Raw genomic sequence first — 19,776 nt, 5'->3', positions numbered from 1 at the left:
GCAACAGTTTAACGGGTCGGATAATTGGGTGCTTCACGGGTGATGGCGACGTCATGAACATGGCTTTCCTGAAGCCCGGCATTGGTGATACGCACGAACTGGGCGCGCTCCTGCAGATCCTTGATCGTGCGCGAACCGGTATAGCCCATCGCCGCCTTCACGCCGCCGACAAGCTGATGGATCACGTCGCGGGCGGGCCCCTTGAAGGCGACCTGCCCCTCGATACCCTCGGGTACCAGCTTCATCTGATCCTTGATGTCGCCCTGGAAATAGCGGTCGGCCGAGCCGCGGCCCATCGCGCCGACGCTGCCCATGCCGCGATAGCTTTTGTAGGCCCGCCCTTGATAAAGAAAGGTTTCGCCGGGCGCCTCGGCGGTACCTGCCAGCAGCGAGCCGACCATCACGCAACCGGCGCCGGCGGCCAGCGCCTTGGCGAGATCGCCCGAGGTGCGCAGCCCGCCGTCGGCGATCACCGGGATGCCGCTCTTGGCGGCTTCCTCGGCCGATTCCATCACCGCGGTCAGCTGCGGCACACCGACCCCCGCGACGACGCGAGTCGTGCAGATCGATCCCGGTCCGATGCCGACCTTGATGCCGTCGGCGCCGGCGCCGATCAGCGCCCGGGTCGCCTCGGCGGTGGCGACATTGCCGGCGATCACCTGGACGGAGTTCGACAGCCGCTTCACCCTCTCGACCGCGCGCGAGACCTCGGCATTATGGCCATGGGCGGTGTCGATGACGATCAGGTCGCACTCGGCATCGATCAGCGCTTCGGTCCGCGCGAAGCCGGCATCGCCGACCGTCGTCGCCGCGGCGACGCGCAGCCGGCCGGTCAGATCCTTGGTGGCGGACGGATAGTTCACCGCCTTCTCGATATCCTTGACCGTGATCAGCCCGACGCAGCGGTAGCTGTCGTCGACCACCAGCAGCTTCTCGATCCGGCGCTGGTGAAGGGTACGACGCGCCTCCTCCTGGCCGACGCCGAGGCGGACCACCGCCAGATTCTGGCTGGTCATCAGCTCGGACACCGGCTGGTTGGGATTTTCGGCGAAGCGGACGTCGCGGTTGGTGAGGATGCCGACCAGCTTGCCGTCGGCCTCGACCACCGGGATGCCCGAAATCTTGTTGGTCGCCATCAAGCTGAGCGCGTCGGCGAGCGTCTGTTCGGGACGCATGGTGATCGGGTTGACGACCATGCCCGATTCGAAGCGCTTCACCGCGCGCACCGCGGCGGCCTGCTGCTCGATCGTCAGGTTGCGGTGGAGGACGCCGAGTCCGCCGAGCTGCGCCATGACGATCGCCATGTCGGCCTCGGTCACGGTGTCCATCGCCGACGACAGGATGGGGATGTTGAGCGCGATCGCCTTGGTCACGAAGCTGCTGGTATCGGCCTGGCTGGGCAGGACATCGGACGCCGCCGGCCGGAGAAGCACATCGTCGAAGGTGAGGCCGAGGCTGATGTCCATGAGGTCGAATCCTGCGCGGGGGAGATAAGGATTCGAGGCCGTATATGTCGATGTCGGCCGGATCGCCAGTGGTGATTATGCGGCGAGCGGACTCGGCGATCCAAAGGAACGCGAAACCGCAAGCCGAAAGCGCGCGTGCCTCTTGGGCGGCCCCGGCCTCCGCCGGGGCGACAGATGCCTACTCCTCGCCGTGGATGATGACGCGGTTCCGGCCATTGTTCTTGGCCTTGTAGAGCGCCTCGTCGGCGCGGCGGAGCAAGGCGCCGAAATCCTCGCCGGGTTCGAGCTGGGCGATCCCCGAGGAGAAGGTGATCGTGCCGAGCGACTCGCCGGTGGTCCGCGACACGAGGCTGCGGTTCGACAGTTCGTCGCGGATCTCGTCGACGCGCATCGCGGCGCGGCGGGCCATGATGCCATCGAACAGGATCAGGAATTCCTCGCCGCCATAGCGGCCGACGAAGCTGTCCTCGCCCGCGCCGTCGACGAGCGCCTCGGCGACGAGCTTGAGGATGCGATCGCCGGTGTCATGGCCATGATTGTCGTTGACCGACTTGAAATGGTCGATGTCGCAAAAGGCCACCGACAGCGGGGTTTCCTCGGCGAACGCCTGCTCCATCGCCTCGAGCAGTTTGGCCTGGAAGGCGCGGCGGTTGGCGAGACCGGTCAGCGGATCGCTCTCGGCCGAAGCCTGCGCCTCGGCGAGATTGTCGCGCAGCGATTCCATCTGGTTGCCCATTTCGCGCAGCCGGCGCTCCGCATCCTCGGTCTTGCCCATCATCGTGCGGGTCAGATCGACCAGCAGGCTGATCGCGCGCGCCGCCGAATCACCGCCAGCGTCGCAGGCGGCGGCGCCGCGGGCCAGCGCATTGCCATAGGCCTTCACATCGGCGGTCGACTGGGTGACGAGGCCCGCAGCCATCGTCATGCTCTGATGCGCGCGACCGATCAACTGGTCGACCATTTCGACCGAGACCTTGTTCGCGGTCGCTTCGGAAATCTCCTGCGCGACATCAGGGCGCAGCAGGCCGTCGCGCGCGATCGCGGCATCGACCGCGGCGACCAGGGTGGGATCGTCCGAACAGAAGAACTGATAGGCGAGATCATAGTTGATCGGGGTCGGATCGAGCCGGTTGGCGCGCAGGAAGCCGCCAACCCGATCGAACAGGTCGATCGCCCTGCCCTCGCCGGGCTGCAGCGCCGGTGCCGAGGCGGTTTCGGCGATACCATCGGCGCCGTCGGCACCAGATTCGCCCTTGCCGAACATCGCACCGATGCGGCTCCAGCCGCGTCCCTCATTGCCGGAAGAGGGAGTTTTACCTTCGTACATCGCGGGCCCCACGCCGATCCTGTTGATTACACCTCCGACATAAGCGGGACTGTTTAAGAAAGGGTGCAGCTTGAGACCGAAGTCTAATGCCGGATTCCGGTGAGCCCGACTCACCGGATCCGACATCATCTCGTGCGGCGCTCGAGCCTATCGATCAAGGATGCATCGGCACTTTCGAGATTGCGCTTAACCAGGGAATGGCGCCAGGTCAGGATCGATGCGATGGCGCCGCGCCTCGACCGAGAACAGCCGATCGCGACTGTAGAAGCCGAGCGGCCAGTCGCGGCGCCCCTGCGGCGACAGCAGCAGGCCGTTGACCCGGTCGAGCAGGTCCCGCGCCTCGCTGCCCGCGAGCCAGTGGCGGACGCCCGCGATGAAGCTGTGGGTGATCGTGTCGTGATAGCCGCCCTTGTCGTCGTTCACCCCACCGACCGCTTCATTATAACCGGCGATGATCGCCCGCATGTCGGTCTCGGGCACGATGTCCGGCCGTTCGACGATGATCCACAGGGTCGCCGCGAGATGCGCCTCATGGGTCCATTCCTGCTTGGGCAGGCTGCGGTCGAGCAGCCCCCGCCCGATCGCACGGATATGATCGGCCTCGGCAAAGAGGCGCGGTTCTTCGGTCATGGCATTCCCCCAAAAGAAGAAAGGGCGCCCCGGCCGAAACCGGGGCGCCCTTTCGAAAGGCCCTGCGGCCGTTGAAATTGCGGTCAGGCGGCCTTCGGCGCCGCCTGACGAACCCCTTCGTCGACATGGTCGGCGAATTGCTCGAAATTCTCGATGAACTGGCCGACGAGCTTTTGTGCCGTCACATCATAGGCCGCCTTGTCGGCCCAGGTCTCGCGCGGCTGCAGGATCTTGCTGTCGACCCCGGCCACCGCGGTCGGCACCTTGAAGCCGAAATTGGCGTCGGTGACGAAATCGGCGCCGTTGAGGCTACCGTCGAGCGCGGCGTTGAGCAGCGCGCGGGTCGCCTTGATCGGCATGCGCGAGCCGACGCCATATTGGCCGCCGGTCCAGCCGGTGTTGACCAGCCAGCAATCGACCCCGCCCTTGGCGATCCGCTCTTTGAGCAGATTGCCGTAGACCGACGGGTGACGCGGCATGAACGGCGCGCCGAAGCAGGTCGAGAAGGTCGCGCTCGGTTCGGTCACGCCGATTTCGGTGCCGGCGACGCGCGCGGTGTAGCCCGACAGGAAATGATACATCGCCTGGTCGGGGGTCAGCTTGGCGATCGGCGGCAGCACGCCATAGGCGTCGGCGGTCAGGAAGATGATGTTCTTCGGCACCGGACCGAGATTTTCAGCCGAGGCGTTCGGAATGAAATCGATCGGGTAGGACCCGCGGCTGTTCTCGGCGAGGCTGTCGTCGTCGAGGTCGATCTCGCGGGTGGTCTCGTCGATCACGACATTTTCGAGCACGGTGCCGAAGCGCTTGGTGGTCGCGAAAATCTCGGGCTCGGCCTCGGCCGAGAGCCGGATCATCTTGGCGTAGCAGCCGCCTTCGAAATTGAAGACCGCCTCGTCCGACCAGCCATGCTCGTCATCGCCGATCAGGGTACGCGAAGCGTCGGCCGACAGCGTCGTCTTGCCGGTGCCCGACAGGCCGAAGAACACCGCGGTGTCGCCGTTCGGACCGATATTGGCCGAGCAGTGCATCGGCATCACGCCATCGACCGGCAGCTTGTAGTTGAGGATGCCGAACACCGACTTCTTCATCTCGCCCGCATATTTGGTGCCGCCGATCAGGATCAGCTTCTCGGTGAAATTGACGGCGATCACGGTCCCGCTGCGGCTGCCGTGGCGGGCCGGGTCGGCCTGGAAGCTCGGCAGGTCGACGATCGTGAATTCGGGCACGAACGCCGCCAGATCGGCGAGTTCGGGACGCACCAGCAGGGTACGGATGAACAGGCTGTGCCAGGCGAATTCGGTCACCACCCGGACATTGACCCGGTGACCCGGCTGCGAGCCGCCGAACAGATCCTGGACGAACAGCGTGTCCTTGGTCGCCAGATGCGCCAGGAAGTCGGCCTTGAGCGCGGCGAAGTGCTCGGGCGTCATCCCCTTGTTGGTCTTGCCCCACCACACCGTGTCCTCGGTCACCGCGTCGCGAACGATGAACTTGTCATTGGCCGAACGGCCGGTGTGCGCACCAGTCTTGACGACCAGCGGGCCGTCCTTGGCGAGGACGCCTTCGCCGCGGATGACCGCCTTTTCGACCAGCGGCGCGGTGCCGAGATTCCAGAAAAGCTCGGCGTCGGTCGCGATGCCCTGGCGATCGAGGCCGAAGGCGGGAATGGACTGGGACACTTGAATCTCCTTGACCGCGCGGCGTGGTGCAGCCGCTGCCGAAAATGGGTGGACGCATCGCATCCGGGCATATCGGACGGCAGTACCGCGCCGATTTCTCCCCCGCGCTTCACATCCTGTTCACCCGGTGCGCTTAGTTGCAAGGATCGTCATCGTAAAGCCAAAGTGCAACCGTGGTTGAACCTATTTCGGCCCTGCGCTAGGCAAGGCGCGCTTTTTCCGGGCCGTCGCGTTCAAGGCACCGGCCCATTCCTCTCGGGAGGCCATCCGGTCATATGTCGGCTTCGATCGCGCTCGTGGACGACGACCGCAACATCCTCACGTCGGTGTCGATCGCCCTCCAGTCCGAGGGGTTCAGCGTTCGCATCTATTCGGACGGCGAGACCGCGTTGAAGGCGCTGCTCGACAATCCCCCCGACCTTGCGGTGCTCGACATCAAGATGCCGCGGATGGACGGGATGGAGCTGTTGCGCCGGCTGCGCGAGAAGAGCGCGATCCCGACGATCTTCCTGACGTCGAAGGACGACGAGCTCGACGAGGCGCTCGGCCTGGCGATGGGTGCCGACGACTATATCACCAAGCCCTTCTCGCAGCGGCTGCTGATCGCGCGCATCCGTGCGATCCTGCGCCGGACCGAGGCGCGCGCGCAGGACGAGCCGGCGGCCGACGCCCCGCCCGCCGAACGGATCGTGCGCGGACGGCTGGAGATGGATCCGGCCCGCCACCGGGTACAATGGGCCGGCCGGGACGTGACCCTGACCGTCACCGAATTCCTGATCCTCGAGGCGCTCGCCCAGCGCCCCGGCTTCGTCAAGTCGCGCGACCAGCTGATGGACACCGCCTATCAGGACGATGTCTATGTCGACGACCGGACCATCGACAGCCATATCAAGCGCCTTCGCCGCAAGTTCCGCCAGGTCGACGGCGAGTTCAAGGCGATCGAGACGCTGTACGGCGTGGGATACCGCTTTGCGGAGGAATAACGACGAAGGCGGCACGGCCAGGGACTGGCTGTCGGGCTCGCTCACCAGCCGCATCCTCGCGGTCAACATCTTCGCGCTCGCGCTGCTCGCCGGCGGCTTCTTCTATCTCGACAGCTATCGTTCGAAGCTGGTCGACGCCCGGCTCGAGGAAGCCGCGACCCAGACGCGGCTGATCGCCGAAGCCTCCGCGCTGGTCCCCGACGAGCGCGAAAGCGCGTTGCTCGCCAAGATGGGCATGCTGACCGGCGCCCGGCTGCGCATCTATGCCTATCCGGCGGCGCGTGGAACCGCACCCGCTTTCGACAGCTGGAAACGGTCGGGCCCGACCTACGAACTGCGCGATCCGAGCCAGGAGGAATGGCAGAAGCGGGTCGCGCGCTTCCTCGACCGGGTGATCGACAGCGTGGTGGGCGCCGAACGTCCCGAAACGTTCGACGAGCCGAAGGTCGACGCGCTGGAGAATTGGGACGAAGTCACCCAGGCGCTGGCGACCCGCGCGATGGTGACCACCGCCGAACGCGCCCCCGATCGCACCCCGGTGATCAGCGCCGCCACCCTGCTGCCCGGCTCGAACCAGGCCCATGGCCAGATCCTGCTGTCGACCGAGAATCAGCGCGACATCACCCGGATCGTGCGCGCCGAACGTTTCCGGCTCGGGGTGGTGCTGGCGATCGTGGTGACGATGTCGGTGCTGATCTCGCTGTTTCTCGCGCGGACGATCGTCCGCCCGCTGCGGCGGCTGGCGCTGGCGGCGCACCGGGTGCGGCTGGGCCGCGCGCGCGAGGTCCAGGTGCCGCGGCTGCCGTCGCGGCGTGACGAGATCGGCACCCTCGCCCGGGCCCTGTCCGACATGAGCATGGCCATCCGCCAGCGGATCGACGCGACCGAGGCGTTCGCCGCCGACGTGACCCATGAGCTCAAGAATCCGCTCGCCTCGTTGCGCTCCGCGGTCGACAGCCTCGGGCTGGTCAGCGATCCGGCGCTGCAGAGCCAGTTGATCGACGTGATCCGAGACGATGTCGGCCGGCTCGACCGGCTGATCACCGATATTTCGGAAGCGTCGCGGGTCGACGCCGAACTCGCCCGCGCCCGCTTCGAGACGATCGATCTCGGCATCATGATCGAAGGGCTGCTGACGACCCGCGAGGAACGCGGCATCAACAAGGACATCAGGGTGGCGTTCGCGCGCCCGCACCGCGGCACCGCGGTGGTGTTCGGCGACGGATCGCGGCTGACCCGGGTGATGCAGAATCTGGTCGAGAATGCGATCAGCTTCTCGCCACCGGGCGGCCTGGTCCAGGTCACCGCGACCCGGGTCGACGAGGAAGTGCTGATCCGCGTCGAGGACGAGGGCCCGGGCGTCCCCCCCGAGGAGCGCGAGGCGATCTTCAACCGTTTCCACAGCGTGCGCCCCGAAAGCGAGGAATTCGGTCGCCATAGCGGTCTCGGCCTCGCGATCGCCAAGGCGATCGTCGAGGGGCATAATGGCAATATCAGGGTCCAGGATCGTGACAATGCGCCCAATGGCGCCAAGTTCGTGATCCGGTTGCCCGCGGCGAGCCGATGAGCGACGCCCCCGACATGATCCACGCCACCAGCGTCGTGATCGACGGACGCGCGCTGCTGCTCGGCGGCGCGTCGGGCAGCGGCAAGTCCGACCTGGCGCTGCGGCTGATCGATCGTGGCGCGATCCTGCTGAGCGACGATTACAGCCTGCTGGCGGTCCATGACGGGGTGCTGTTCGCACAGGCGGCGCCGCGGATCGCCGGCCGTATCGAAATGCGCGGGATCGGGATCGTCGAGCGCCCGTGCCAGGCCGAGGCGCCGGTCGCGCTGATGCTCGCGCTCGACCAGCCTCCCGAGCGGCTGCCCGACGGCGCCGGACGGGTGGTGCTGGCCGGGATCGAGATACCCTGGCTGCCGCTGGCGCCGTTCGAGGCATCGGCGCCGATCAAGGCCGAAGCGGCGCTGCGACTCCACGGGCTGAAGGATGGCGCCGCATGACCGGCACCGGCCCGTCGAAGATATTGTTCGTCACCGGCATGTCGGGGTCGGGCAAGAAGACCGCGCTCAAGACCTTCGAGGATATGGGCTGGGAGACGGTCGACAATCTGCCGCTGTCGCTGCTCGATCAGTTGCTGAGTGCCCCTCCACCCGAGGGCGCCGCCGACGAACATCGTCCGATCGCGATCGGGATCGACAGCCGGACGCGCGATTTCGACATCGACCATATCCTGCGCAAGGTCCGGCTGCTGCGCGGCGCCGACGGGCGCGATGCCGGCATCCTGTTCCTCGATGCCTCGGGCGCCGAGCTCGCCCGGCGCTATTCGGAAACCCGCAGCCGCCATCCGCTGGCGCTCGACCGGCCGATCGAGGACGGCATCACCCATGAGCGCGAACTGCTCGCGCCGCTGCGCGAAGCCGCCGATCATCTGATCGAGACCACCGGCCGCACCACCAACGACCTGCAGGCGCTGCTGCGGCTGCGTTTCGGCGATCAGGGCGCGCAGGGCGCCAGCCTGACGGTGATGTCGTTCGCCTTCTCGCGCGGGGTCCCCCGCGACGCCGACCTGGTGTTCGACGTGCGCTACCTGCGCAATCCGCACTGGGACCCGGCGTTGCGCCCGAAGACCGGGCTCGAACCCGAGGTCGGCGCCTATATCATGGCCGATCCGATCTATGCCGAGGCGCGCCGGCGGATCGAGGATTTGCTTCTGCTGCTGCTCCCGCGCTACGAGGCCGAAGGAAAAAGCTACGTCACGATCGCTTTCGGGTGTACCGGCGGCAAACATCGTTCGGTGCATATGGCGGAATCGATCGCTGTACGGTTGCGCGAAGCGGGATTTTCGCCCACGCTCCGCCATCGCGATCTGAGTCCGAAGAAGTCAGGCGCGGCGGAGAGTGCGATGCCGAACCTGGGGGGTGTGACAGGGATAGTCGGACAGGGACAATGATCGGATTGGTGCTTGTTACACATGGCCGGCTGGCCGCCGAATTCGTGACGGCGATGGAGCATGTCGTCGGCCCGCAAAAGGCGATCGAGGCGATCTGCATCGGTGCCGACGACGACATGGAAAGTCGTCGCGCGGACATCGCCAAGGCCGTGAAATCGGTCGATGGCGGCGACGGTGTGATCCTGCTGACCGACCTGTTCGGCGGGACTCCGTCGAACCTGGCGATCTCGCTGATGGAGCCGGGCCGGGTCGAGGTGATCGCGGGCATCAACCTGCCGATGCTGATCCGGCTGGAGGGCGCCCGCAAGATGATGAAGATCAAGGCCGCGGTGGCGGCGGCGAGGGATGCAGGCCGAAAATATATATCGGTCGCGTCCGAGGTGCTTGGAGAGGCTGCCGCATGAACATATTCTTCCAGCGGGAAGTTCAGATCACCAACCTTCGCGGGCTCCACGCCCGCGCCAGTGCAAAGTTCGTCACCCTCGCGAGCGCCCAGAGCGCCGAGGTCGAGGTCGAGAAGGATGGATCGAAGGTCGCGGGCACCTCGATCATGGGGCTGATGATGCTCGGGGCCGCCAAGGGCGACAGCGTGATCATCTCGACCAAGGGCGACAATGCCGAAAAGGCGCTCGCCGTGCTGGTCGAACTGGTCGAAGGCAAGTTCGGCGAGGACTGAGCCGGAGCCGGGCACCTGCGCCACGGGCTTCTCATTTCCGAACCAGGCGAATCGCCGGGTGATTTCACCCGATGCCGGTTCGTTCTATAGCTGTCGCACGACCAACCCGGAGCCACCGCCCTGCCCCGCCAGATCACCGCTTATTCGAATCCGCTGATCAAGCGCGTGCGATCGCTTCGCGAGAAGCGGCATCGCCGCGACGAAGGGCTGTTCCTGGCCGAAGGGCTGCGGATCCTGACCGAGGCCGCCGACAGCGGCACCCTGCCCGATTTCATCTTCTTCGCGAAGGACGGCGCCGAGCACCCGTTGACTAAGAGACTGGTCGAGCAGGTCGAGGCGAAGGGCGGCGAAGCGATCGAGACCGACCGCGACATATTGTCGAAGCTGTCGGGCAAGGACAATCCGCAGACCGTGATCGGCGTCTATCGCGAGTTCGATACCGCGCTGTCGCGGATCGACCGCAGCGCGGCGCCGATCTGGATCGTCGCGCAATCGCTGCGCGATCCCGGCAATCTGGGCACGATCCTGCGCACCGGCGATGCGGTCGGCGCCGGCGGACTGATCCTGGTCGACGACTGCGTCGACCCGTTCTCGGTCGAGAGCGTGCGGGCGACGATGGGGGCGCTGTTCACCCAGCGGATCGCCACCGCGCGCTGGGCCGAATTCCTCGCCTGGCTGCGCAGCGGGCCGGGACAGCTGGTCGGCACCAGCCTGAAGGCGACCCACGACTATCAGGCGCCGCGTTACGAGAGCCCGACCTTCATCCTGGTTGGCAACGAGGCGCAGGGCCTGCCGGAGGCCTATGAGGCCGAATGCGACCTGCTGGTGAAGATGCCGATGCTGGGCAAGGCCGACAGCCTGAACGCCGCGGTGGCGACCGCGGTGATGGCCTATGAGGTGCTCAACCAGCAGCGCGCGCGATGAGCAGCGAGCCACGTCCGAATTATATCACGCCCGCGGGATTCAGGGCGATGCGCGAACGATATGAACAGCTCTTCTCGATCGACCGCCCCGCCCTGGTCGAAGTCATCAGCTGGGCAGCCGGCAATGGCGACCGCTCGGAAAATGGCGATTATATCTATGGCCGCCGCAAGCTGCGCGACATCGACCGCGAACTTGGCCATCTGTCGCGCCGGATGAAGGCCGCAAAGGTCGTAGACCCAGCGCAACAGGCCGACCGGTCGAAAGTCTATTTCGGGGCGACGGTGACGATCGTCGACGAGGATGACCAGAGCCGCACGGTGACGCTGGTCGGCGAGGACGAGGCCGATGCCAGCGCCGGGCGCATCAGTTGGCGGTCGCCTATGGCACATGCGCTCAAGGGCGCGGCGATCGGCGACGTGCGGCGGGTAAGGCTGCCCGCCGGCGACAAGGAATGGGAAATAGAGGCGATCGCCTACCCCGACGCGTGATCCGCTTTCCGTGAAAATCGAAGGCCGAACATTTCTGCCCGGCCTTCGTTTCGATCAGTGATGGATCGCGGCCCCTGCCACCGGCGATGCCGGCGGCGGTACCGGCTGGCTGGCGAGATCGTCGGCCTCGGTCCAGTCGATCGGGGTGGTCGGCCCGGCCAGCGCCAGTTCGAGCACCTCGTCGACATGGCTGACGGGCACGATCTTCAGGCTTTCCTTGATGTTGGCCGGAAGCTCCGCAATGTCCTTCTCATTGTCCTTGGGGATCAGCACGGTGGTGATGCCGCCGCGCAGCGCCGCCAGCAGCTTCTCCTTGAGACCGCCGATCGGCAGGACGCGACCGCGCAGGGTCACCTCGCCGGTCATCGCCACCTCGCGGCGGACCGGAATGCCGGTCAGCGTCGAGACGATGCAGGTGACGATGCCGATGCCGGCCGACGGGCCGTCCTTCGGCACCGCGCCCTCGGGCAAATGGATGTGGATGTCCTTGCGGGCGAACAGGCTGGGCTTGATGCCATAGCCCGGCGCGCGGGCCCGCACGAAGCTGAACGCGGTCTGGACCGATTCCTTCATCACGTCGCCGAGCTTGCCGGTGGTCGACACCGCACCCTTGCCGGGGACGGTCACCGCCTCGATCGTCAGCAGCTCGCCGCCGACCTCGGTCCAGGCGAGACCCGTCACCGCGCCGATCTGATCCTCTTCCTCGCCGACGCCATAGCGGAATTTCCGCACGCCGGCGAAATCGGCAAGATTGTCCGGGGTGATCACCACCCGCTGATCCTTGCCCTCGAGGATGCGGCGCAGCGCCTTGCGCGCGAGCTTGGCGATCTCGCGCTCGAGCGTGCGGACCCCCGCCTCACGGGTATAATAGCGGATCAGGTCGCGCAGCCCCTCGTCGGTGAGTTCGAACTCCTCGGGCTTGAGGCCATGCGCCTCGATCTGCTTGTCGCGCAGATGCGCCTTGGCGATCTCGACCTTCTCGTCCTCGGTATAGCCCTCGAGCCGGATGATCTCCATGCGGTCGAGCAAGGGCTGCGGCAGGTTCAGGCTGTTCGCGGTGCACACGAACATCACGTCCGAAAGATCGATGTCGATCTCGAGATAATGATCCTGGAACTTGCTGTTCTGTTCGGGGTCGAGCACCTCGAGCAACGCCGAGGCGGGATCGCCCCGGAAATCCTGGCCGAGCTTGTCGATCTCGTCGAGCAGGAACAGCGGGTTCGACGATCCGGCCTTCTTCAGGTTGGTGACGATCTTGCCGGGCAGCGAGCCGATATAGGTACGGCGATGGCCGCGGATTTCGGCCTCGTCGCGCACGCCGCCGAGCGACTGGCGCACGAACTCGCGTCCGGTCGCCTTGGCGATCGAACGGCCGAGCGAGGTCTTGCCGACGCCGGGAGGGCCGACGAGGCACAGGATAGGCCCCTTGAGCTTGTTGGTGCGCGCCTGGACCGCGAGATATTCGACGATCCGGTCCTTGACCTTCTCGAGCCCGTGATGATCGGCGTCGAGCACCGCCTGTGCCGCGGCGATATCCTTCTTGAGCTTCGACTTCTTGCCCCAGGGGAGCCCGAGCAGCACGTCGAGATAGTTGCGCACCACCGTCGCCTCGGCCGACATCGGCGCCATCGTGCGAAGCTTCTTGAGCTCCGCATTGGCCTTGGTGCGGGCTTCCTTCGACAGCTTCAGCTTGGCGATCTTGGCGGTGAGTTCGGCGATCTCGTCGCCGCCCTCTTCCTCGCCGCCATTGCCGAGCTCGCGCTGGATCGCCTTGAGCTGCTCGTTGAGATAATATTCGCGCTGGGTCTTCTCCATCTGCCGCTTCACGCGGCTGCGGATCTTCTTTTCGACCTGGAGGACGCCGAGTTCGCCCTCCATCAGTGCGAACGCCATTTCGAGCCGCTTCGACGGATCGAGCTCCATCAGCAACGCCTGCTTATCGGCGACCTTGATCGAGATGTTCGCCGCGACCGCGTCGGACAGCTTCGAAGGCTCCTCGATCTGGCTCAGCTGGACCGAGGTTTCGGCCGGCAGCTTCTTATTCAGGCGTGCATAATTTTCAAACTGCTCGATCACCGAGCGCATCAGCGCGGCCATTTCGGTATCGATCTGGTCGGGCTCGCCGCTGCCCTCTTCATCATCGAGCAGGTCGATCGAAGCGGTCAGGAAAGCGCCGCTGGAATCGAGGTCGGTCAGGCTGGCCCGGCGACCGCCCTCGACGAGGACGCGCACGGTGCCGTCGGGCAGCTTGAGCAGCTGCAGGACGGTGGCGATCACGCCCATGTCGTACAGCGCGTCGCGATCGGGATCGTCCTCGGCCGGATCGAGCTGGGCGACGAGGAAGATCGACTTGTCGGCCGCCATCGCGGCCTCGAGCGCCGCCACCGACTTCTCGCGGCCGACGAACAGCGGCACGATCATGTGCGGGAAGACGACGATATCGCGCAGCGGCAGAACGGGTAATTGTTCGGTCATTGACTCTCCACGGCGGGGCGCCGGGCCCCACCCTCCCGGCCTATATGGGCCGAGCGTCGTTCACTATCAATGAACGAGGATATGCCCGGCCGAGCACAATTGAAAAATTCGCCAATGCGGCTAGACGCAAAGCCATAGTGACTCGCGAAAATTCAAGCCTTTCCGCCGCCGCGAAACCGCCCAGCCAGCGCGATGCGGCGATCGACATTTTGCGCGGGATCGCGCTGATCACGATCACCATCAACCATATCACCGGCTTCACCGACCGGATGGGGATGAAGGGGATGCAGTTCCCGACCCTCACTTTGTGGGGATTTTCGAGCGCGGCCGAGATCTTCTTCCTGCTGTCGGGCTATCTGGTCGGGGCGGTCTATTTCAGCCGAGCGAAGCAGCCGACGATCGCCAGCTTCGCCGACAAGGTGTGGCGGCGCGCGGCGCGGCTCTACGTCTATAATCTGGGCCTGTTCGTGCTGCTGATCCCGCTGGCGCTCTATTCGGATCCGCTCAGCCGGCTGAGCTTCTACCTCTATTTCTTCCAGCACGAGCCGTGGAGCTATCTCCAGTTCCTGGTGCTGTACATCCAGCCCTACTGCCTCGAGATTCTCGTCACCTATATGGTGCTGCTCGCCACCGCGCCGATCTTCGCGCTGATGCTGCGACTCCAGCCGATCCTGGCGGTGCTGGCGTCGATCGGGCTCTACTGGTTCGCGCACGAGACGCCCTGGTTCAACATCCCCGGCGGATCGCCGCTCGGCGACTGGCGCTGGAACTTCAACCCGGCATCGTGGCAACTGCTGTTCTTCGTGGCGATGGCGGCAGGACGTTACCGCCTGCTCGAATGGCTGCGATCGGCGACCCGTGGCAACTGGTGGCTGCTGGGGGCGGCCTGGGCGCTGTTCGCGGCGCTGACGATCCTGTTCCTCGCCCAGCGCTGGTATGGTTTCGAGGTGCTGTTCCAGAGCAAGGTGCGGATCGGCCCGGTGCGCGCCGCGCATGCATTGTCGGTGAGCTGGGCGATCATGAGCCTGTTCTGGATGTGGCCGCGGCTGCAGCGTTTCTGGCCGGCGCGCCAATGCGCGGTGATCGGCGCCAATTCGCTCCAGGTGTTCGTCGCCTGCGTGGCGATCAGCTATGCCGCGGGCTTCATCTGGATCGAATATTGCCGCGATCACACCGCCTATGTGCTGCTGTGCCTGGCCAGCGTGATCCTGCTCGGGCTGTTCGCGAATTTCTACATCTGGTGGAAGCGCCACGGCCTGGGGCACATGATCAGGATCGCCCGCGCGCGGGCCAGGATCAGAGGTCCTTCGCCATCCTGAGCAGCGGCACGGGCACGCTGCCCGGCGCGATCGCCTCGAACGGCGCGACCAGGTCATAGCCGCACGCGCGGTAGAGCGGCTCGCCCGACAATGTCGCGGCCATCTCGGCGCGGCGGAAACCCGCGGTCCGCGCCGCCGCCTCGCACAGATGGATGATATATTTGCCGACCCCGCGCCGGGTGAAGTCGGGGCTGGTGTACATCGCCCGGATTCGCGCGGGATCGGTCGCCGGATCGAGCAGCGCCGCGTTGCGGCCGCCGCTGGCGTCGCCGCCGAACAGGGTCGCGCGCATGCTCCAGCCGCCGCAGCCCGCCAGCCGGCCGTCGATCTCGACGAGATAATAGGTGCGGTCGCGGATCAGTTGCGTGTCGAGCCCCATATGCGCGCGGCTCGCGACGATCTCGGCGTCGGACAGGAAGCCCTTTTGCAGCTCGGCGATCGCGCGGTCCATCAGCACGCCGATCGCCGGGATATCGTCGAGCGTCGCCAGCCGGTGGCTCAGTGCGGCATCGGGCGGCAGATAGCGCGCGCCCGCCGCCTCCCAGGCCGCCGAGATTCGCGCGAAGGCGACGGCGTGGCGCGGATCGGCGGCGATCCAGCGACGGATCGTCTCGCGTTCGGCCGGATCGACCCCGGCCTCAAGCCTCACAAAGGCGCGCGCGGCTTCCTCGTCGATCGAGTGACTGCCCGGCAGCGCTTGTTCGTTCGCGCTCAACGCCCCACTCCTCGATCTCCGCCAGGCCACGCGCGATCAGCATCAGCGCCTTGGCGAGATGCTTTTCGACGGTGGAGACGGACAACTCCATTTCCCGTGCGATTTCCCCGGGCGACAGCTCGTGGACGCGCCGCAGGACAAATACTCGCCTGCATTGCGGAGGCAAGCCGTCAATCACGCGCTGGACCTGCCGCAGTTCGTCGCGCGCCGACAGCATCGGATCGGGCGAGCAATGGCCTTCATATTGTTCGATATCGGCGACCAGATCGAACGAGACCACCGCGTCGCGCCGCGCCGAATCGATCAGCATGTTGCGGGCGATGCGAAACAGATAATGCTTGCCGTTGGCGATCCGCCCCCAGTCGTCGGTGGCGTAAGCGCGCGCCAGCGCTTCCGCGACGAGGTCGTCGAGATCGACATAGGCCGCAGCCGTGCGGCGCAGCCGGCTGCGCAGCGCAGCCTCGTGCGGCAATATCCGGTCCTTGAACCAGTCGAGACGTTCTTCAAGATCGATCACGGCAGTTCCCCCCTGCGGAATCGATCCTCCCCCATATGATTATCCGGTCAGGACATCATCTTTGCGGGGGCTTGTCCAGCACCATATTGGCAACGGTGTCAGCCGCGCGAAGCGTTAGGTCACGGAAAAGCGAAAGGGCCGCGCAAACGAATGCGCGACCCTCTCGATATCAGCCAAAATCGGTGAGGAAACCGGATCAGGCGGCGTCGCCCGCCTTCGCCTTTTCCTTCTTGGAGAAGACCCGGACCGGGTCCTTGCGGCCCTCGACGACATCCTTGTCGATCATGATCTCCTCGACCCCGTCCATCGACGGCAGATCGAACATCGTGTCGAGCAGCATCGCCTCTAGGATCGAGCGGAGACCACGCGCACCGGTCTTGCGCAGGATCGCCTTGCGCGCGACCGCCACCAGCGCCTCGTCGGTGAAGCCGAGCTTGACGCCCTCCATCTCGAACAGCTTCTGATACTGCTTAACCAGCGCGTTCTTCGGTTCGGCGAGGATCTTGACCAGTGCGACCTCGTCGAGGTCCATCAGCGTCGCGATCACCGGCAGACGACCGACGAATTCGGGGATCAGCCCGAACTTGAGCAGATCCTCGGGCTCGCACTGCTGCAGCGTCTCGCCGGTGCGGCGCTCGTCGGGGCCGGCGACGAACGCGCCGAACCCGATCGACTTGCCCTGGAGACGGTCGCCGATGATCTTCTCAAGGCCGGCAAAGGCGCCGCCGCAGATGAACAGGATGTTGGTCGTGTCGACCTGCAGGAACTCCTGCTGCGGATGCTTGCGCCCACCCTGCGGCGGGACCGACGCGGTCGTTCCCTCCATCAGCTTGAGCAGCGCCTGCTGCACGCCCTCGCCCGACACGTCGCGGGTGATCGAGGGATTGTCGGCCTTGCGGCTGATCTTGTCGATCTCGTCGATATAGACGATGCCGCGCTGCGCGCGCTCGACATTGTAATCGGACGCCTGGAGCAGCTTGAGGATGATGTTCTCGACATCCTCGCCGACATAGCCGGCCTCGGTGAGGGTGGTCGCATCGGCCATCGTGAACGGCACGTCGAGGATGCGCGCCAGCGTCTGCGCGAGCAACGTCTTGCCGCAGCCGGTCGGCCCGACCAGCAGGATGTTCGACTTGGCCAGCTCGACATCGGCACCCTTGGCGCCATGGTTGAGCCGCTTGTAATGGTTATGGACCGCGACCGAGAGGACGCGCTTGGCCTTGAACTGACCGATCACATAATCATCGAGGACGCTGCAGATCTCCTGCGGGGTGGGAACGCCACCGTCCTTCTTGCTGACGAGGGCGCCTTTGGCCTCCTCGCGGATGATGTCGTTGCAGAGTTCGACGCACTCATCGCAGATGAAAACCGTAGGTCCGGCGATCAGCTTGCGGACCTCGTGCTGCGACTTTCCGCAGAAGGAGCAATAAAGCGTGCTCTTCGAGTCTCCGCCGGTCAACTTGGTCATATACTAGATCCTGACTCCACAAGGGATCGCAACGCATCCTAGACCGTTCGTTCCCGATCCCACAACCTTCTAAAAAAACTGTGTACGAGATGGCCGCCCAGCTTCGAATATGGTGGCCCGTTCGCGCCGTACAAGCGGCGCCCCTCACCACGGCGCCGCAATTATGCCCGGCGGCACAAGGGTTATTACGCCTCCGGCCCGAGCCGGGGGCGACCGCCCTGCCGGCGGCGGGCGGCGCATCGCCATTGCGATCACATCGTCCGCCGCGCCGCATCGCGGCTCCGGAGCGTGCGCCGGCACCGCTTCAGGGCCCGAGTCGCGGCGCCGGCAGGATGCGCGAACAACAAGCGCGCCGGCCCATCGGACCGGCGCGCCATGGGTGTCCGCGCGGATGGCGGGCGGCGTCGATCAGGCGGCGAGCGCCTCGTCGGCCGGGGTCGGACGCTTGTCGAACACTTCGTCGATCAGCCCGAACGCCTTCGCCTCGTCGGCCTCGAGGAACTTGTCACGATCCATCGCGAACTCGATCTCCTCGATCTCCTTCTTGGTGTATTTCGCATACAGCGAGTTCAGGCGGTGGCGCATCCGCAGGATTTCCTTGGCCTGGATCTCGATATCGGCGGCCATGCCCTGTGCACCGCCCGACGGCTGGTGGATCATGATCCGGCTGTTGGTGAGCGCGACGCGCATGCCGGGCTCGCCGGCCGCGAGCAGGAAGCTGCCCATCGAAGCGGCCTGGCCGATGCACACCGTGCCGACGCGCGGGCGGATATATTGCATCGTGTCATGGATCGCGAGACCCGCGGTCACCACCCCGCCCGGCGAGTTGATGTACATGAAGATGTCCTTCTTCGGATTCTCCGATTCGAGGAACAGCAGCTGCGCGGTGATCAGCGACGCCATATGGTCCTCGACCTGGCCGGTCACGAAGATGATCCGTTCGCGCAGCAGCCGCGAATAGATGTCGAAGCTGCGTTCGCCCCGAGTCGACTGTTCGATGACCATCGGAACGAGCGCGCCCGTTTCGGGATTCATGAACTGGCCGGTTTCAAACGGATTATGCATGGAAAGTCTCGGTCCTTTGCCCTCTGATGGCTGCAACATCGGCCTTTGGCAGGGCGAGTTCAAGGGGGGCCGGTCCGCGGCGCGCACATCGCACGGTCCGGCCGGTCAGTTCCGCCCCGCCAGCCGCCGGCGCAACCGCGCCGCGAAGAACAGCGCGTCGATCAGGATCGCGAGCGGCAGCCCCGCCAGCGCCACCCCGCGCGAGCGCCGCGCGCGACCGAGCCAGGCCCCGTCGGCGAGCATATCGCGGTAGCCTCGCGCGATCAGCAGATAGGGCGAGCTCGCGGCATAAAGCGCGCCGAGCCTGCCGAAACGGCCGCCCGCGGGCGGCGGCGCCCGCCACGGCTTGGCCCCCTGGGCATGGACGAAGGCCGGCATGCCGCGCATCAGCACGATCAGCCGCTCGCGCACGGTGAAGGCCTTGAGCCCGAACAGCTGCAATATGTCGCGTCCGCGGCGCAGCAGATGGAGTTCGATGTTGGCGAACGACCGCGAGCAGAGCAGCGCGCCGAGCACGTCCTGGTCGCCGACCATATGCACCGGCCGCTCGGCCGCCCGCCGGCCCTGCGCCGCCCGATAGCCGTGATCCTCGAGCAGCCTTCCCCATGCCTCGACCAGCGGCCGATGCCGCGACGACACCCGCATCACCGCGCTGTTGACCGCGAAGGGCAGCGACCGCCCGACGTCCAGCCCCCAGGCCCGCGCCCGCAGCGCATCGCCGTCGAAATGGCCGCCCCACAGCGCCTCCTCGGCAAGGATCAGCACATCCCGGTCGATCGCGGCGAAGCGATCGGTGAAGCCGGCGGCGATCAGCAGGTCCGAATCGAGCCACAACAGCTGGTCATGGCCATCGTCGAGCGCCTCGATCAGCACCTGCGGCTTGACGTTCCAGTAGAGCGCGGGCGGCAGATGCGCGGGACGGAAATCGACATCGGGAAAGCCGGCGATCCACGCTGCGAATTCCGGACCCGCCGGATTGAAATGGAGCCGCACCGCCTGACCCGGCGCATGCTCGGCCAGCGTCGCGATCAGCAGGCGGATTCCGGGTTCGCAATCGGCGCGGCTCTCATAGACGCAGATCAGCATG

The 19,776-nt window shown here is 65.9% G+C and carries 19 protein-coding genes; 9 read left to right on the top strand and 10 right to left on the bottom strand.

Features of this window, described 5'->3' with window-relative positions:
• Positions 1 to 8: 8 nt before the first annotated feature.
• From guaB to AC1RM6_RS04505, 4 genes are all read right to left on the bottom strand, one after another.
• Positions 9 to 1,466 (bottom strand): IMP dehydrogenase, encoded by a 1,458-nt coding sequence (guaB, locus tag AC1RM6_RS04520; protein WP_493098501.1) that lies wholly within the window; start codon positions 1,464 to 1,466, stop codon positions 9 to 11.
• A gap of 178 nt (positions 1,467 to 1,644) precedes the next feature.
• Positions 1,645 to 2,793 carry a GGDEF domain-containing protein gene (locus AC1RM6_RS04515; protein ID WP_493098499.1) on the bottom strand — a complete coding sequence of 383 codons (1,149 nt, stop codon included), beginning with the start codon at positions 2,791 to 2,793 and terminating at the stop codon, positions 1,645 to 1,647.
• Between the two features lie 186 nt (positions 2,794 to 2,979).
• Positions 2,980 to 3,423, bottom strand: coding sequence for a hypothetical protein (locus AC1RM6_RS04510; RefSeq protein WP_493098497.1), 444 nt, complete (start codon positions 3,421 to 3,423; stop codon positions 2,980 to 2,982).
• Between the two features lie 83 nt (positions 3,424 to 3,506).
• On the bottom strand, positions 3,507 to 5,105 hold the full coding sequence (locus tag AC1RM6_RS04505) for a phosphoenolpyruvate carboxykinase (RefSeq protein WP_493098496.1): 1,599 nt from the start codon (positions 5,103 to 5,105) through the stop codon (positions 3,507 to 3,509).
• A gap of 275 nt (positions 5,106 to 5,380) precedes the next feature.
• Here AC1RM6_RS04505 and AC1RM6_RS04500 point away from each other — a divergent pair, with 275 nt between their 5' ends.
• The 8 genes from AC1RM6_RS04500 (at position 5,381) to greB (ending at position 11,130) form a co-directional block, all read left to right on the top strand.
• Positions 5,381 to 6,088, top strand: a complete 708-nt coding sequence (locus AC1RM6_RS04500; protein ID WP_493098494.1) for a response regulator transcription factor — start codon at positions 5,381 to 5,383, stop codon at positions 6,086 to 6,088.
• Positions 6,075 to 7,655, top strand: coding sequence for a sensor histidine kinase (locus tag AC1RM6_RS04495; protein ID WP_493098492.1), 1,581 nt, complete (start codon positions 6,075 to 6,077; stop codon positions 7,653 to 7,655). Before AC1RM6_RS04500 ends, AC1RM6_RS04495 begins: the two co-directional genes overlap by 14 nt.
• On the top strand, positions 7,652 to 8,092 hold the full coding sequence (locus AC1RM6_RS04490) for an HPr kinase/phosphorylase (RefSeq protein ID WP_493098491.1): 441 nt from the start codon (positions 7,652 to 7,654) through the stop codon (positions 8,090 to 8,092). Before AC1RM6_RS04495 ends, AC1RM6_RS04490 begins: the two co-directional genes overlap by 4 nt.
• Complete coding sequence (gene rapZ / locus AC1RM6_RS04485; RefSeq protein ID WP_493098489.1) at positions 8,089 to 9,042, top strand: RNase adapter RapZ; 954 nt, start codon at positions 8,089 to 8,091, stop codon at positions 9,040 to 9,042. The genes AC1RM6_RS04490 and rapZ overlap by 4 nt, the downstream gene beginning before the upstream one ends.
• Complete coding sequence (locus AC1RM6_RS04480; protein WP_493098487.1) at positions 9,039 to 9,446, top strand: PTS sugar transporter subunit IIA; 408 nt, start codon at positions 9,039 to 9,041, stop codon at positions 9,444 to 9,446. The genes rapZ and AC1RM6_RS04480 overlap by 4 nt, the downstream gene beginning before the upstream one ends.
• Positions 9,443 to 9,718, top strand: coding sequence for an HPr family phosphocarrier protein (locus AC1RM6_RS04475; RefSeq protein ID WP_493098485.1), 276 nt, complete (start codon positions 9,443 to 9,445; stop codon positions 9,716 to 9,718). The genes AC1RM6_RS04480 and AC1RM6_RS04475 overlap by 4 nt, the downstream gene beginning before the upstream one ends.
• A 120-nt stretch (positions 9,719 to 9,838) precedes the next feature.
• Entirely contained in the window at positions 9,839 to 10,642 is an 804-nt protein-coding gene (locus AC1RM6_RS04470) for a TrmH family RNA methyltransferase (RefSeq protein WP_493099536.1), read from the top strand.
• Entirely contained in the window at positions 10,639 to 11,130 is a 492-nt protein-coding gene (gene greB, locus AC1RM6_RS04465; RefSeq protein ID WP_493098484.1) for a transcription elongation factor GreB, read from the top strand. Before AC1RM6_RS04470 ends, greB begins: the two co-directional genes overlap by 4 nt.
• A 54-nt stretch (positions 11,131 to 11,184) precedes the next feature.
• On the opposite strand, the gene lon is transcribed toward greB, so the two are convergent.
• Positions 11,185 to 13,605 (bottom strand): endopeptidase La, encoded by a 2,421-nt coding sequence (gene lon / locus AC1RM6_RS04460; RefSeq protein WP_493098483.1) that lies wholly within the window; start codon positions 13,603 to 13,605, stop codon positions 11,185 to 11,187.
• Between the two features lie 137 nt (positions 13,606 to 13,742).
• On the opposite strand from lon, the gene opgC reads away from it, so the two are divergent.
• Complete coding sequence (opgC, locus tag AC1RM6_RS04455; protein WP_493098481.1) at positions 13,743 to 14,924, top strand: OpgC domain-containing protein; 1,182 nt, start codon at positions 13,743 to 13,745, stop codon at positions 14,922 to 14,924.
• Here opgC and AC1RM6_RS04450 read toward each other — a convergent pair.
• The 5 genes from AC1RM6_RS04450 to AC1RM6_RS04430 form a co-directional block, all read right to left on the bottom strand.
• Positions 14,902 to 15,639, bottom strand: a complete 738-nt coding sequence (locus tag AC1RM6_RS04450) for a GNAT family N-acetyltransferase (protein WP_493098480.1) — start codon at positions 15,637 to 15,639, stop codon at positions 14,902 to 14,904. The two genes, opgC and AC1RM6_RS04450, sit on opposite strands and share 23 nt — an antisense overlap.
• Positions 15,563 to 16,156, bottom strand: a complete 594-nt coding sequence (locus AC1RM6_RS04445; RefSeq protein ID WP_493098479.1) for an RNA polymerase sigma factor — start codon at positions 16,154 to 16,156, stop codon at positions 15,563 to 15,565. The genes AC1RM6_RS04450 and AC1RM6_RS04445 overlap by 77 nt, the downstream gene beginning before the upstream one ends.
• Positions 16,157 to 16,352: 196 nt before the next feature.
• Positions 16,353 to 17,624, bottom strand: coding sequence for an ATP-dependent Clp protease ATP-binding subunit ClpX (gene clpX, locus AC1RM6_RS04440; RefSeq protein WP_493098477.1), 1,272 nt, complete (start codon positions 17,622 to 17,624; stop codon positions 16,353 to 16,355).
• 408 nt (positions 17,625 to 18,032) lie between these two features.
• A complete protein-coding gene (locus AC1RM6_RS04435) occupies positions 18,033 to 18,689 on the bottom strand; it encodes an ATP-dependent Clp protease proteolytic subunit (protein ID WP_493098475.1) in 657 nt (218 codons plus the stop codon).
• A 105-nt stretch (positions 18,690 to 18,794) separates the two neighbouring features.
• Positions 18,795 to 19,775 (bottom strand): hypothetical protein, encoded by a 981-nt coding sequence (locus tag AC1RM6_RS04430; RefSeq protein WP_493098473.1) that lies wholly within the window; start codon positions 19,773 to 19,775, stop codon positions 18,795 to 18,797.
• Between the last annotated feature and the right edge of the window lies 1 nt (position 19,776).

The organism is Rhizorhabdus sp. GW822-FHT03C02, from assembly GCF_058801765.1.
This window is presented reverse-complemented; position numbering and strand designations above follow the sequence as displayed.